The organism is Piscinibacter sp. PDB5-1 (genome assembly GCF_056676035.1).
The window spans coordinates 1,234,848-1,247,225 of record NZ_JBWVZL010000001.1; the positions used below are offsets into that span (position 1 = coordinate 1,234,848).

The 12,378-nt window shown below is 68.2% G+C and carries 14 protein-coding genes; 8 read left to right on the plus strand and 6 right to left on the minus strand.

Annotated features, from left to right (window positions below; all coding sequences use genetic code 11):
* Nucleotides 1-76: 76 nt before the first annotated feature.
* Nucleotides 77-967, minus strand: a complete 891-nt coding sequence (locus AC1KAT_RS05555; protein ID WP_480323610.1) for an ATP-binding protein — start codon at nucleotides 965-967, stop codon at nucleotides 77-79.
* 311 nt (nucleotides 968-1,278) lie between these two features.
* On the opposite strand from AC1KAT_RS05555, the gene AC1KAT_RS05560 reads away from it, so the two are divergent.
* The 4 genes from AC1KAT_RS05560 (at nucleotide 1,279) to AC1KAT_RS05575 (ending at nucleotide 4,659) form a co-directional block, all read left to right on the plus strand.
* Complete coding sequence (locus tag AC1KAT_RS05560; protein WP_480323612.1) at nucleotides 1,279-1,905, plus strand: esterase/lipase family protein; 627 nt, start codon at nucleotides 1,279-1,281, stop codon at nucleotides 1,903-1,905.
* 107 nt (nucleotides 1,906-2,012) lie between these two features.
* Nucleotides 2,013-2,882, plus strand: a complete 870-nt coding sequence (locus AC1KAT_RS05565; RefSeq protein WP_480323614.1) for a peptidylprolyl isomerase — start codon at nucleotides 2,013-2,015, stop codon at nucleotides 2,880-2,882.
* Nucleotides 2,879-3,865 carry a lipase secretion chaperone gene (locus AC1KAT_RS05570; RefSeq protein WP_480323616.1) on the plus strand — a complete coding sequence of 329 codons (987 nt, stop codon included), beginning with the start codon at nucleotides 2,879-2,881 and terminating at the stop codon, nucleotides 3,863-3,865. The genes AC1KAT_RS05565 and AC1KAT_RS05570 overlap by 4 nt, the downstream gene beginning before the upstream one ends.
* 8 nt (nucleotides 3,866-3,873) lie before the next feature.
* Nucleotides 3,874-4,659 carry a peptidylprolyl isomerase gene (locus AC1KAT_RS05575; protein WP_480323618.1) on the plus strand — a complete coding sequence of 262 codons (786 nt, stop codon included), beginning with the start codon at nucleotides 3,874-3,876 and terminating at the stop codon, nucleotides 4,657-4,659.
* 18 nt (nucleotides 4,660-4,677) lie between these two features.
* Here the strand turns inward: AC1KAT_RS05575 and pdeM are convergent, their stop codons facing one another.
* From pdeM to argB, 4 genes are read right to left on the minus strand one after another with little or no spacing between them, the layout of a single operon-like run.
* Nucleotides 4,678-5,331, minus strand: a complete 654-nt coding sequence (gene pdeM / locus AC1KAT_RS05580; RefSeq protein ID WP_480323620.1) for a ligase-associated DNA damage response endonuclease PdeM — start codon at nucleotides 5,329-5,331, stop codon at nucleotides 4,678-4,680.
* 16 nt (nucleotides 5,332-5,347) lie between these two features.
* On the minus strand, nucleotides 5,348-6,001 hold the full coding sequence (gene slmA / locus AC1KAT_RS05585; protein ID WP_480323622.1) for a nucleoid occlusion factor SlmA: 654 nt from the start codon (nucleotides 5,999-6,001) through the stop codon (nucleotides 5,348-5,350).
* 17 nt (nucleotides 6,002-6,018) lie between these two features.
* Nucleotides 6,019-6,801: a pyrimidine 5'-nucleotidase gene (locus tag AC1KAT_RS05590; protein ID WP_480323624.1), complete on the minus strand. Its 783-nt coding sequence runs from the start codon at nucleotides 6,799-6,801 to the stop codon at nucleotides 6,019-6,021.
* A gap of 11 nt (nucleotides 6,802-6,812) precedes the next feature.
* Entirely contained in the window at nucleotides 6,813-7,730 is a 918-nt protein-coding gene (gene argB / locus AC1KAT_RS05595; protein WP_480323626.1) for an acetylglutamate kinase, read from the minus strand.
* A gap of 240 nt (nucleotides 7,731-7,970) precedes the next feature.
* Between argB and AC1KAT_RS05600 the strand changes: the two genes are divergently transcribed.
* Together AC1KAT_RS05600 and AC1KAT_RS05605 are read left to right on the plus strand one after the other, a co-directional pair.
* Nucleotides 7,971-9,734: a hypothetical protein gene (locus AC1KAT_RS05600; RefSeq protein WP_480323628.1), complete on the plus strand. Its 1,764-nt coding sequence runs from the start codon at nucleotides 7,971-7,973 to the stop codon at nucleotides 9,732-9,734.
* An 80-nt stretch (nucleotides 9,735-9,814) separates the two neighbouring features.
* Entirely contained in the window at nucleotides 9,815-10,330 is a 516-nt protein-coding gene (locus tag AC1KAT_RS05605) for a phasin family protein (protein ID WP_480323630.1), read from the plus strand.
* A 3-nt stretch (nucleotides 10,331-10,333) separates the two neighbouring features.
* On the opposite strand, the gene AC1KAT_RS05610 is transcribed toward AC1KAT_RS05605, so the two are convergent.
* Nucleotides 10,334-10,819, minus strand: a complete 486-nt coding sequence (locus AC1KAT_RS05610) for a YqaA family protein (protein WP_480323632.1) — start codon at nucleotides 10,817-10,819, stop codon at nucleotides 10,334-10,336.
* Between the two features lie 132 nt (nucleotides 10,820-10,951).
* On the opposite strand from AC1KAT_RS05610, the gene dusB reads away from it, so the two are divergent.
* On the plus strand, nucleotides 10,952-12,013 hold the full coding sequence (gene dusB / locus AC1KAT_RS05615; protein WP_480323634.1) for a tRNA dihydrouridine synthase DusB: 1,062 nt from the start codon (nucleotides 10,952-10,954) through the stop codon (nucleotides 12,011-12,013).
* A complete protein-coding gene (locus tag AC1KAT_RS05620; protein ID WP_480323636.1) occupies nucleotides 12,010-12,246 on the plus strand; it encodes a Fis family transcriptional regulator in 237 nt (78 codons plus the stop codon). Before dusB ends, AC1KAT_RS05620 begins: the two co-directional genes overlap by 4 nt.
* Nucleotides 12,247-12,378: the final 132 nt, after the last annotated feature.

Genomic DNA, 12,378 nt, shown 5'->3' on the forward strand with positions numbered 1-12,378 from the left:
CGCTCGGCCCGCGCGCGCACTGGAGCACCTTCGTGCTGCGCACTCCGGTATGAGCCCTTCGGGCGGCCGGGCGGACTCATGGGGCGATCCGCCCGCTGAAGTCTTTCGCGAACTGGAAGGCGACCCGGCCCGAGCGGGAGCCACGCTCCAGCGCCCAGACGAGGCTTTCCTGGCGCGCGGCAGTGATCGCGGCTTCGCTCGCGCCGAAGCCGCGCAACCACTGGGCGACGATGGCGAGGTATTCGTCCTGGCTGAAGGGGTAGAAGCTGATCCACAGCCCGAATCGCTCGCTGAGCGAGATCTTTTCTTCGACGACCTCACCCGGGTGCACCTCGCCGTCTTCGGTGTGCTGGTAGGTGAGGTTTTCTTTCATGTACTCGGGCAGCAGGTGGCGGCGGTTGCTGGTCGCGTAGATCAGCACGTTGTCGCTGGCCTGCGCCACCGAGCCGTCGAGCACCGACTTCAGCGCCTTGTAGCCGGGCTCGCCCTCGTCGAAGCTGAGGTCGTCGCAGAAGACGATGAAGCGCTCGGGCCGGTCGGCCACCAGGTCGATCAGGTCGGGCAGATCGACCAGGTCGGCCTTGTCGACCTCGATCAGGCGCAGGCCTTGCGCCGCGAACTCGTTCAGACAGGCCTTGATCAGCGAACTCTTGCCGGTGCCACGCGCGCCGGTCAGCAGCACGTTGTTGGCGCTGCGCCCGGCGACGAACTGCGCCGTGTTGCGCAGCAGGCGGTCTTTTTGCGGCTCGACCTCGACCAGCTCGCCCAGGCGGATCGGCGCGACATGCCGCACCGGCTCCAACGCCGCCGAGCCGCCGCGTTTGCGGTAGCGGAACGCGGTGGACGCAGCCCAGTCGGGCGCGGCCAGCGGGTGCGGCAGCACCGCTTCGAGGCGCGTGAGGACGTGCTCGGCACGCTGCATCAACTGGGCGAGCGCGGCGGCGGGAAAGGCGGGGTCTGAACTCATCGGGGCTCGGGGCGGCGGCAAGCGGGGGCGTCGTCCGGCGAGCGGCCAGACGGGCGAAGGCCGGCAGTGTAGGCGGCGCCCCCGCCCGCGAAGCGTGAGGCATTGCACACCCGGAGATCCGCACAAACCCAGCCGAGAGAAAGCACTTAAGGGGAAGCCTGAATCGGGAAACTTCCGATGTCAGATGAACAAAGGTACTGGAACATACCGTTGCACTTTCGGCATCTCCCCACCCATCCAGAGGGGGACCCAGGAAGTGCAGGCCCCGGCCTGACAGCTCTCAAGCTTTCAACCCCACCTTGGAGATAACCATGAAGCGACTGACCACCCTCTCTGCCCTGGCCCTTGCCGGCATGCTCTCTGGCGGCTCCGCCCTTGCCCAGACCGAACCGATCATCTTCGTGCACGGCTACTCGGGCAGCAGCTCGAACTTCAGCACGATGATGTCGCGCTTCACGGCGAGCGGTTACCCGTCGAACAAGCTCTACGGCTTCAACTACAGCTCGCTGGTTGTGAGCGACACCGTCGCCGGCTCGCAGCTCGCCAGCTACGCCAGCACCGTGCGCGCCCGCCACGGCGAAAACGTCAGCATCGTGGCCCACTCGAACGGCGGCCTGGTCTCGCGCGCCTACCGTGTGTTCAACGGTGGCAGCTCGCAAATGCGCCGCTTCGTCACGCTGGGCACGCCGCACAGCGGCACGACCTTCGCCTACGGCTGCATCAGCCCCTCGTGCTTCGACATGCGCCCGGGTTCGCTCTTCTTGCTGCGTCTGGCCGGGCGCGGCTGCGACCGTTCGCTGTGGTCCACCGTGGATGGCATCATCATCCCCGCCACCAGCGCCATGTGCGGCAACAGCACCATGGTCGCCCCGGTGAGCCACCTCTCGCTGCTGACCGACTCCAGCGTGTACAACAGCGTCCGCGCGGCACTGCGCTGATTGAAGCGCCGGCGCGGTGCGCCGGCCTTCCTGCCAAGGGCCGCCTGCAGGCGGCCTTTTCCGTTGGTCGTTCCCTTGTCGATTCGTTCTTGGAGGACTGCCCCGCGATGTTTCGTCGAATCGAAGCTGTGTTGACCTCGACCCGCACCCGGACCCGTTTGCGGGTCTTCGCCTTGTGGGTGGTGTCGGCCGGTGCCGCGAGTGCCCAGGGCGGCCCACCGGACCAGGTGCTGGCACGCGTGAACGACCAACCCGTGCGGCGCGCCCTGCTCGACGAGATGGTGCGCAGCCGCCAAGCCCCCAATCCCTTCGACCAGGCCTCCGGCGTGGCCGCCCCCACCCTGCAGGTGGACCGCACCCAGCTCTTCGACGAGTTGTTGCTCACCGAGCTGCTGGCCCAGCAAGCCATGACGCGCGGCCTGCACCGCGAGCCCTCCATCAGCGCCCAGCGTGAACTGCAGGTGAGCACCGTGCTCAGCCAGCACGTCGTGCGAGGCCTGATCCCGCAGGTCAGCGTGTCGAACGAAGAGGTGGCGGCGCTCTACGAAGAGCAGGTGCCGCCGTTCGACTTCAAGGTACAGCGCCTCGTGAGCCCGACGGCCGCACAAGCCGCCGCGCTGATCGAACGCCTGCAACGCGGCGAGTCGTTTGCTGCCCTCGCCCGCACGCAACGCCCGGCGCAACCGGCGGCCGGCGCCGACTGGCAGATGTTCAACCAACTGGAGCCCGCCGTCGCCACCGCGGTGCGGCACCTCCAACCCGGTGAGGTCGCCCCGAAGCCTGTGCCGGTGGACGGCGGCTGGGCCGTGTTGCGGCTCGAAAGCCGCCGCAGCGCGCCGCGCCCCAGCCTCAACGAAGCCTCGGTGTGGCTCAGGCAGCAGCTGCTGAACAGCAAGGTGCAAACCCGCTTGGACGAACTGCGCCGGGCCGCGAAGATCGAAATCATCTCTTCCCCGAACCCCGCACAGTCCCGATGACCCTCGACAACAAATGGCTCGCGGCCCTGGCCGCTGTCGCGGTGCTGGGCGCCGCCGCGTACCTGCTGATGCCCGACGACGAGCCCGACGCCATCGCCAGCGCCGCCTCGGCGGGCGCGGTGGCCCGCGCGCCCGCGCCCACGCCGATGGCCAGCGACGCGCTCTCGCCCGCCATGGCGGCGCTGGGCGGCAGCCTCGAAGACACCGCGCGCATGTTCGACCTCGGCGTGGCCGGCCACCTGCGGCTCGACATGGACACCAAGGCCGCGCTCGACCTGACCCTCGCGCAGCTCGGCCCGAACCCGAGCGCCGAAGACATCGCCCGCGTCGAGAACTCGCTGCGCAAGGGGCTGCCCCCGGCCGCCGCGCAGCAGGCCATTGCGCTGCTGCACAGCTACCGCGCCTATTCGCTCGCCTACGCGCGCGAGACCGCCAATGCGCAGCCGCCAGCCAATCTGGCCGAGATGCGCGCCACGCTCGACCGCCAAGAGGCGCTGCAGCGCCGCCACTTCGATCCGGCCACCGCCAAGGCCCTGTTCGGCGCGCAGATCGCGCACAGCCGCTACATGCTCGAAGCGCAGGTCATCGAGACCAACCTGAGCCTGACGCCGGCAGAAAAGGCGCAACGCATCGAAGCCCTGCGCAGCCGCCTGCCACCCGACGTGGCCGCATTCGAAGGCGGGGGACTGTCGGATGCCGAGCGCGACATGCAGCGGCAGGTCGACGCCCTGCGTGCCCGCGGTGGCTCTGAAGAAGAAGTGCAGCGCGTGCGCGCCCAGGTCCTCGGCCCCGAAGGCGCTGAAGCCGTCGCCCAGCAAGAGCAGCAACGGGCCCAGTTCGAGCGGCGCCTGCAGGCCTACCTGCAAGAGAAGAAGTCGCTCGGGGCACCGACCCAGGCACAGGTCGACGCCTTGCTCGCCAAGCACTTTTCGGCCGAAGACATTCCTTCCGCGCGCGCCTACGAGCGCCTGCAAACGCAATGAAGACGTCCTTGCTGTCCTCCCTGAGTCTGGGCCTCGCCGCCCTGCTGGTCGCGGTGGCCGCCACGGCGAGCGAGCCCGAGCCGCTGGCCCGCGTGAACGGCCAGCCGGTGCCCCGTCACCTGGCCGACGAACTGGCCAAGTTGCGCAGCGCCGACCCGCGCATGAAAGACCTGCCACGCGAGAAGCTCATAGACGACCTGGTGATGTCAGAGCTGCTGTCGCAACAGGCCCGCGCCGACGGCATCGACCGACGGCCCGAGGTGCAGGCCGAGATCGAGCTTCAGTACAAGGGGCTGCTCGCCCAGCGCCTGCTGCAGCAACTGGCCTCCGAGGTGCGCATCGACGAGGCTGAGTTGCGCCAGCGCTACGAGCGCGAGCCGGTCGAGGTCGAGATCGACACGCGGCACATCCTGCTGGCCGACGAGGCCGGCGCGCAGCGCGTGATCGCGCAGCTTCAACGCGGCCGCTCGTTCGCCGCGCTGGCCCGGCAGCTGTCGCTCGACAAGGGCAGCGCGGCCAAGGGCGGCCACATCGGCAAGCAGCTCGGCTCGGAACTGGCCGCGCCCTACACCGAGGCCGCCCGCGCGCTGAAGCCCGGCCGCCACACGACCACGCCGGTGCAGACGGAGTTCGGCTGGCACGTGATCCAGTTGGTGAGCTCGAAGACCATTCCGAAGCCGGCCTTTGACGCCATCCGCGATGGCCTGCGCCAGCAGCTCGTCAACGAACGCGTCGAGGCCCAGGTGAATGCCTTGCGGCAGGCCGCACGCATCGAGCGGCTCGCCGCGCCCTGAGCCGCCAGCCGGGGGCGATCAACCCGGGATCGCCATCACGGACTCGGCGGCAATGGCGAACACACGGTCGCCGGGGTGGGGCCGCACCGGGTGCATGCCCGTGAAGGCACCGAACGCCGGCAGCACGCCCACATGAGGCCCGAAGTGAAAGCATGGCAGGCGCAAGTGGTCGTGTGTGCGACCGCTGAGCGTGACGCACGGGTGCAAGTGGCCGGCCAGCACATAGCCGTCGTCGCGCGGCTGCGGGTGGTGGCACAGACGCAAACCGCCCAAAGGCCAGGGCTCGTCGACCACTGAAATGCCCAGCGACGCGGGCGGATCGCCGGCCCGGTCGTCGTGGTTGCCGCGCACGAGCGTGAGCGCCAGCGCGGGGTGGGCCTCGCGCCAGCGCGCCACCGCCGCCAGCGTCGCGGGTGCATGCGCGTGGGCCGAGTGCAGAAAGTCGCCGAGAAACACCACCTGCCGCGCCGCCCAGCGGGTCACCAGGGTGGACAGCAGGTTGAGCGTTTCGCTGGTGGTGCCGCGCGGCACGGGCACGCCCTGCGCGCGAAATGACACCGCCTTGCCGATGTGCGCATCGGCGATCAGCAAGGTGCCGAATTCGTCGAGCCAGCCGGCGCGTTCGGGCAGAAGGGTCAGCGTGTGGCCGCCGACCTGCGTCGTGACCGGCATCGAAGCGAAAGCGGGTTCAGCTGACCAGCAGGCCCAGCGCCGCGTCGAGGAATTCGGTGGGTGGGCGTTTGAAGCCCGAGCGGGCGTAGCGCTGCAGCCGGCCGATGGCAAACGCCGTCAGCACCGAGGCATGGGCGTTGGCATCGACGGTCGGGGTGCTGGAACCTGCGGTTTCCGCCGCCTGGCGCAGGCTCTGGCGCAGCTGCGATTCGATGCGGTCGAAGAACTGGGCCATGCGCGACACCAAGCGTTCGTTCTCGAACACCAGCGCATCGCCGACCATCACGCGCGTCATGCCCGGGTTCTTTTCGCCGAACTGCAGCAGCACGGTGAGGATCTTCTGCGCCTGCACGGCGCCCTGCGGTTCACGCTCGGTGATCTGGTTGACGAGGGTGAAGACGCTTTGTTCGATGAACTCGATCAAACCCTCGAACATCTGCGCCTTGCTGGCGAAGTGGCGGTAGAGCGCCGCTTCCGAGACGTCGAGCTTGCCAGCGAGGGCCGCCGTCGTGATGCGCTCGGCACCCGGCTGTTCGAGCATGCTGGCCAGCGTTTGCAGGATCTGCACGCGCCGCTCGCCGGGCTTGGGGCGCTTGCGGCCCGCTGTCGGCTCCGCCGCTTCCGCTGGGGGGCTGCTGCTCGCAGCGGGGGTAGGCAGGGAGTCCGTCATGGGGGGCGCACCAGTAGTCACAAGGTGTGTAGGGCCTTCAGTGAACGAATTTTTGCATACACATAAGAGGGCTTTGGGCAGTGGTGAACGCCAACTTCCGGGGTGTTTTTCACGGAGTCCTGTGCTTCGCCGGGGGTGTTGGGGATTGACAGTGTGACCTGTCGCAACTTGCGGCTGTGCACCAATTTCTGCGCGCTCTTCCGGTAGCGCTGCATCCACACCGTGCGCATGCCCAGGCCGTGGGCGGCGCGCTGGTGCTGCAACGTGTCTTCGACCAGCACGCAGCGCGACAGCGGGGCCTTCAGCTTGGCCGCGATGAAACGGAACATGCGCAGGTCGGGCTTGGGCCGCGAGTGGCCGAACATGGTCATGTCTTCGACGCTGATGACGCCGTCGAAGAAATCACCCAGATGCAGCGTGTTCAACACCCGCAGCGCGTAGTTGCGAGGCGCGTTGGTCAGGATGTACTTGCGCCCGCGCAGCCGCTTGAGCGCTGCCCGGTCGTGCGCATGCGTGCGCAAGCGGTCTTCGAGGCCAGGCAGCTTGTGGGTTTCTTCGAGAAAGTGGCTCGCCTTCACGCCGTGGTGGCGGATGAGCCCCAGCAGCGTCGCGCCGTAGCGCTTCCAGTAGTGCTGACGCAGGGCCGACGCCTCATGGCTGGGCAGGCCCAGGTGCGTGGCCACGTAGTCGGTCATGGCCTGGTTGATGCCCTGCATCGCCGCGTGCGACGCGTCGTGCAGGGTGTCGTCCAGGTCGAAAAGCCACACACGGCCCTTCGCGGGCCGGCGCTCGGCGTCCATCGACGCCTCGTTCAGTGGCTGCGGATCATGGTGCCGTAGGCCTGCTCGGTCAGGATTTCGAGCAGCATCGCGTGCGGCACGCGCCCGTCGATGATGTGCACCGCGTTGACGCCGTTCTTCGCCGCGTCGAGCGCCGAGGCGATCTTCGGCAGCATGCCGCCGCTGATGGTGCCGTCGGCGAACAGGTCGTCGATCTCGCGCGAGGACAGGTTGGTCAGCAGCTTGCCGTTCTTGTCGAGCACGCCGGGGATGTTGGTCAGCATCATCAGCTTCTCGGCCTTCAACACCTCGGCCAGCTTGCCCGCCACGACGTCGGCGTTGATGTTGTAGTTCTCGTTGTCGCTGCCGAAGCCCAGCGGCGAGATGACCGGGATGAACTGGTCGTCCTGCAACGCCTTCACGACCGAGGGGTCGATGGATTCGATCTCGCCGACCTGGCCCACGTCGTGGTGCACGCTCGGGTCCTTGTGGTCCACCATCTTAAGCTTGCGCGCGCGGATCAGGCCGCCGTCGCGCCCGGTCAGGCCGACCGCCTTGCCGCCGGCCACGTTGATGAGGCCGACGATGTCTTGCTGCACCTGGCCGGCGAGCACCCACTCGACGACTTCCATCGTCTCTTCGTCGGTGACGCGCATGCCTTGAATGAACGTGCCCTTCTTGCCGACCTTGGCCAGCGCCTCGTCGATCTGCGGACCGCCGCCGTGCACCACCACCGGGTTCATGCCGACCAGTTTGAGCAGCACCACGTCTTCGGCGAAGTCCTGCTGAAGGCCCGGGTCGGTCATGGCGTTGCCACCGTACTTGATGACGATGGTCTTGCCGTGGAACTTGCGGATGTACGGCAGGGCCTGGGCCAGGATCTCGGCCTTGTCGCGCGGCGCGACGTTGGCAAGCTCGGAGGTGTGCGCAGCGGGTGGTTCGACGGTCATGGCAGGGGCGGTCCCGAAGAAGGTGAAAACAGAGGCGCCAAATTGTAGGCGTCGGCCCCGCCGGTCGGGACGGCCCTGTGCGCCGGCCCCACCATCGGCTTTTGCCGACATCGAATCGGCCGCCGGGCCGACCTGGGGCACCTGCATTTCGGGCCACACTCGGGTCCCATGTCGCCCGCGCACTCCCTTCGCCCTGGGCCCCGACACTGGCCTCGTGCCACGGTGGCGGGGCTTGCGTTCTTGGTCGCCAACGCCTGGGGCGCCGAAGCCCCCAAGCCGCGGGCCGAACAGTCGCTCAGCGAGTTTCTCGACGAGCTTTCAGACAACGCCCTCAGCACCGACCCCGGCCAGATCTACCGCGTGGACGGGCAGCGCCGCTACGTGCGCCTGGGCGCCGGCTGGCTGGCGGTGTTCGACGAACAGGCCGCCGTGCGGCTGGGCAGCGCGGGCGTCGGCCCGGTGAGCGCCGGCCCGCCCGGCAAGGCGCTGGCCGTGATCAACGGAGGCGACGGCACCCGCTCGCGCATCTATGTGCAAGACGACAGCACCGGCCGCGAGGTCGGCGCCGCGGTGGCCTGGACCTTCCGCCCCGAATGGACACTGCGCGCGCAAACCTACCGCCAGCGCGACGCGGGCTCGGGCATCCGCCGCGCCGAAAGTGAATTCGCACTGCGCTACGGTCCGCAAGACCTGTGGATCGAAGGCATGCTGCGCCACGCGGCACTCGACGACGAAGGCGCCACGCAGACCTGGGCGGACCGCAAGCCTGCGGCCAACTTCGCCGGGCTGCGCGCCTTCTGGCAGGCCTCGCCGACGCTGAACTTCAGTGCGCAGACGCAGCGTGCGATCAAGCCCGACATGCTGCCCGGCGATGAGCGCCTGGCCGAAGGCCGCACCGAATTCACCACCGAGTACCAGCCCCAGCTGAGCGGCGCACTGGCCGACCTGCGCCTCTACGGCCGGCATGCCACGCAGCTGGGCCTGCTCTCTTCGCAGGGCGTGGACGAGCGCAGCACCTACCGCAGCACCTGGGGCGCGGCCGTGCCCGACGGATCGCCCGAAGGCGCCGTGTACACCGAGCTGCGCCGCCACAGCCTCTTGAGCGACGACGACGCGCTGTGGGTGCTGGGCTGGCGACACACGGTCGAGCCGGCGCCGCAGTGGCGCGTGAACACCACGCTTGAAACCGCTGAACCGCTGTCGGGCGCCACCGCCGTGCGTTCGCACACCATGGGCGTGTCGGTGACGCAAAGCGCGCACCCGAGCCACAGCCTCTTGCTCGAAACCGAGGCGGTGCACTCCTCACTCGCACACAGCAGCTACCTCGGCGCCAAGTTCACCAACCGTTTCACCGAAAACAGCCTCACCGCCTACCGCCTGTCGATCATCGACAACCGTCCCAAGGCGGAAGACACGCTCGGCACGACCCACCTCAAGGCCTCGGTCGGCTGGGGCTGGCGCGAGCCCGAGCACCGGCGCTGGACGACGCTGTGGCGCTACTCGCTGATCGGTCGCAACGCGCAGGGCACTGACATCACCACGCCCGACCTGGCGGACCGCCGCGCGCACATCGTGTTCGGCCAGTTGGGCTACGACATCGACAACCGGCACGACGCCGTTCTGCGCGGCTCGCAGCGCTGGGACCGGGACGAGTCCTTCCAAGGCGGCGCCGTGCGCAAGAGCACGCTGTGGGTCGCGCGTGCATCGCGTGATGCCGGCGAACGCTGGTTGGTCAGCGCCCATGCCGCCACCCTGGGCGACAGCGGCGGGACGCGGCAACGCGGCTTCGGTGCCGAGGTGGGCTACAAGCTCAGCCGCAAGGTGGCGCTGGCCATTGGCTACAACCCGCGCGGGTTCGAAGACGGAGAACTCGAACTCGACGACCACTTGAAAAAGGGCCTCACGGTGCGCCTGCGTTTTGCCTTCGACGCGGCCCTGTCGCGCTGGCTCGACCCGGCCATGCCCGGCCGCGAGGCCAAACCCGAAGCCGTGCCGATCAATTAGAGCGGGCACTCCACAACACGGCACCGACGGCCCCGGTGCACCGCCTAAAGTCGCCGCACCCATTTCTTCAGGAGGACGCGATGACCCGCCCCAAGGACCCGATCGAAGAGGCCGCGGCCAAGCTGCTCGACAGCGAGTTCGCCAAGACCGTGAAAGAGTCCGCACAACAGATCTGGCTCGCCGGCCTGGGCGCCTTTGCCAAGGCGCAGGAAGAAGGCGGCAAGGTCTTCGAGACACTGGTGAAAGACGGCAGCGGCCTGCACAAGAAGACGCAGGAGGCCGCCGAAGAAAAGCTCGCCGAGATGTCGAGCCGCTTCAGCAGCGCCGCCAGCGAGATGGGCACCAAGGCCGGCCAGCAGTGGGACAAGCTCGAAGGCATCTTCGAAGAGCGCACCGCCCGCGCGCTGAACCGCCTGGGCGTGCCCACCGCCCAAGACATCGCCGAGTTGTCCGCCCGCGTGGACGCGCTCACCAAACAAGTCGCCGAACTGACCCAGGCCACCCGAGTGGCCCGCAAGGGCGCGGCCAAGGCCGCCGCGAAGTCACCGGCCAAGAAAGCGCCGATCAAGCGCGCGCCACGCAAGCCGGCCGCGTGACCGCTAAGCGCCCCACTGGCCCGGGAAGATCCACAGCAGGACCGTCGTCATCACGACGTAGCGGGCCAGCTTGCCGATCATCATGTAGCCCAGGCAAGGCCAGAACGGCAGCTTGAGCCAGCCGGCCACGGCGCACAGCGGGTCACCCACCAAGGGCAGCCACGACATGAGGCAGGCCTTCGGGCCGAAACGCCGCAGCCAGCGCAGCAGGTGCGCACGGTGCGGCTCGTGGTGGGTGACGCGCTCATAGGCGCGCTCGGCGCCATAACCCATCCAGTAATTGATGCCGCCGCCCAAGGTGTTGCCCGCGGTCGCCACAGCCACGGCCGGCCAGAACAGGTCGGGGTTCAGGGTCAGCAGCCCGTACAGCGCAGGCTCGGACCCCACCGGCACCAGCGTCGCCGAGATCAACGACACCACGAACAAGGTACTGAGCCCGAACTCGGGCAGGGCCAGCCAGCTCAGCGCGGCGTTGATCCATTCATTCATTCGCGTGGGATTATCGGCAGCACCCAAGGCCCGAACCGGCGCGGGGGCAAGCCCGCCGAGTGGCTATACTCTGCCTCCTTTTTGGGCACATCGCCCAGCCCCACGGCGACACCCCTCCCCCCGCTTCACCCCATGCAAATCGGCCACATTTCTTTGGCGAACAACCTGTTCGCTGCCCCGATGGCCGGGGTGACGGACCGCCCGTTCCGCCAGCTCTGCAAGCGGCTGGGCGCGGGTTACGCGGTGAGTGAAATGGTCACTTCGCGCAAGGACCTGTGGAACAGCCTGAAGACCTCGCGCCGGGCCAACCACGAGGGCGAGATCGACCCCATCGCCGTGCAGATCGCAGGCACCGAGCCGGCCATGATGGCCGAGGCCGCGGTCTACAACATCGAGCGCGGCGCCCAGATCATCGACATCAACATGGGCTGCCCGGCCAAGAAGGTCTGCACCAAGTGGGCTGGCTCGGCGTTGATGCAAGACGAACCGCTGGCGCTGCAGATCATCGACGCCGTGGTCGCGGCCTGCACGCCGCACCGCGTGCCCGTCACCCTGAAGATGCGCACCGGCTGGTGCCAGAGCGAACGCAACGCGCTGACGATCGCCCGCGCGGCCGAACAAAGCGGCGTGGCCATGGTGACCGTGCACGGCCGCACCCGCGAGCAAGGCTACGGCGGCGAGGCCGAGTACGACACCATCGCGGCGGTGAAGGCGGCGCTGCGCATCCCGGTGGTGGCCAACGGTGACATCGCCTCGCCCGAGAAGGCGCGCGAAGTGCTGCAGAAAACCGGTGCCGACGCCGTCATGATCGGCCGTGCCGCCCAAGGCCGGCCGTGGATCTTCCGCGAGATCGCGCACTTTCTCGACACCGGCGAGCACCTGCCCGCGCCCGAGGTCTTGCAAGCCAAGCAATGGCTGCTCGAACACCTGCACGACCATTACGGCCTGTATGGCGAGCACGCCGGCGTGCGCACCGCGCGCAAGCACATCGGCTGGGCGGTCAAGCCGCTGCCCGGCGGTGAAGCCTTTCGCTCTTTCATGAACACTCTCGACAGTTGCGACGCGCAAGTGCGCGCGGTCAGCGACTGGTTCGACCAACTGGCCGACCGCTGCCTGCGGCTGCCCACCGCCTTGCCGCACACGGACGACCGCCTCGACGCGGCCCGCGAAGACACCTGCAAAGAACCAGCATGAGCAAAAAAAACATCGAAGAGTGCGTACGCGAGAGCCTCGAGAGCTACTTCAAGGACCTGCGTGGTGTCGAGCCCAACGCCATGTACGACATGATCCTGAAGGTGGTCGAGAAGCCACTGCTGACGGTGGTGATGAAGCACGCCGAAGGCAACCAGAGCAAAGCGGCCGAATGGCTGGGCATCAACCGCAACACGCTACGGCGCAAGCTGGTCGATCACAAGCTGGTCAAGTGAGCCACGCGTGACGCCTCCGCCCGTTCGGGCGGAGGTCTCGAACGGCTGCACTGAGCGCTGCCCTTCGATACCTCAGAGCCGAACGGAGCTGAAGCCAGGTCGATCCTCAGAAGCCAGGCCTGTTCATCAGGC

Bases quoted from the DNA above. Each gene is read 5' to 3' on its own strand.
- slmA (WP_480323622.1), bottom strand. From the start codon at position 6,001: ATGACGGACTCCCTGCCTACCCCCGCTGCGAGCAGCAGCCCCCCAGCG.
- pdeM (WP_480323620.1), bottom strand. From the start codon at position 5,331: ATGCCGGTCACGACGCAGGTCGGCGGCCACACGCTGACCCTTCTGCCC.
- AC1KAT_RS05605 (WP_480323630.1), top strand. From the start codon at position 9,815: ATGACCCGCCCCAAGGACCCGATCGAAGAGGCCGCGGCCAAGCTGCTC.
- AC1KAT_RS05565 (WP_480323614.1), top strand. From the start codon at position 2,013: ATGTTTCGTCGAATCGAAGCTGTGTTGACCTCGACCCGCACCCGGACC.
- AC1KAT_RS05610 (WP_480323632.1), bottom strand. From the start codon at position 10,819: ATGAATGAATGGATCAACGCCGCGCTGAGCTGGCTGGCCCTGCCCGAG.
- dusB (WP_480323634.1), top strand. From the start codon at position 10,952: ATGCAAATCGGCCACATTTCTTTGGCGAACAACCTGTTCGCTGCCCCG.
- argB (WP_480323626.1), bottom strand. From the start codon at position 7,730: ATGACCGTCGAACCACCCGCTGCGCACACCTCCGAGCTTGCCAACGTC.
- AC1KAT_RS05590 (WP_480323624.1), bottom strand. From the start codon at position 6,801: ATGGACGCCGAGCGCCGGCCCGCGAAGGGCCGTGTGTGGCTTTTCGAC.
- AC1KAT_RS05555 (WP_480323610.1), bottom strand. From the start codon at position 967: ATGAGTTCAGACCCCGCCTTTCCCGCCGCCGCGCTCGCCCAGTTGATG.
- AC1KAT_RS05620 (WP_480323636.1), top strand. From the start codon at position 12,010: ATGAGCAAAAAAAACATCGAAGAGTGCGTACGCGAGAGCCTCGAGAGC.
- AC1KAT_RS05570 (WP_480323616.1), top strand. From the start codon at position 2,879: ATGACCCTCGACAACAAATGGCTCGCGGCCCTGGCCGCTGTCGCGGTG.
- AC1KAT_RS05560 (WP_480323612.1), top strand. From the start codon at position 1,279: ATGAAGCGACTGACCACCCTCTCTGCCCTGGCCCTTGCCGGCATGCTC.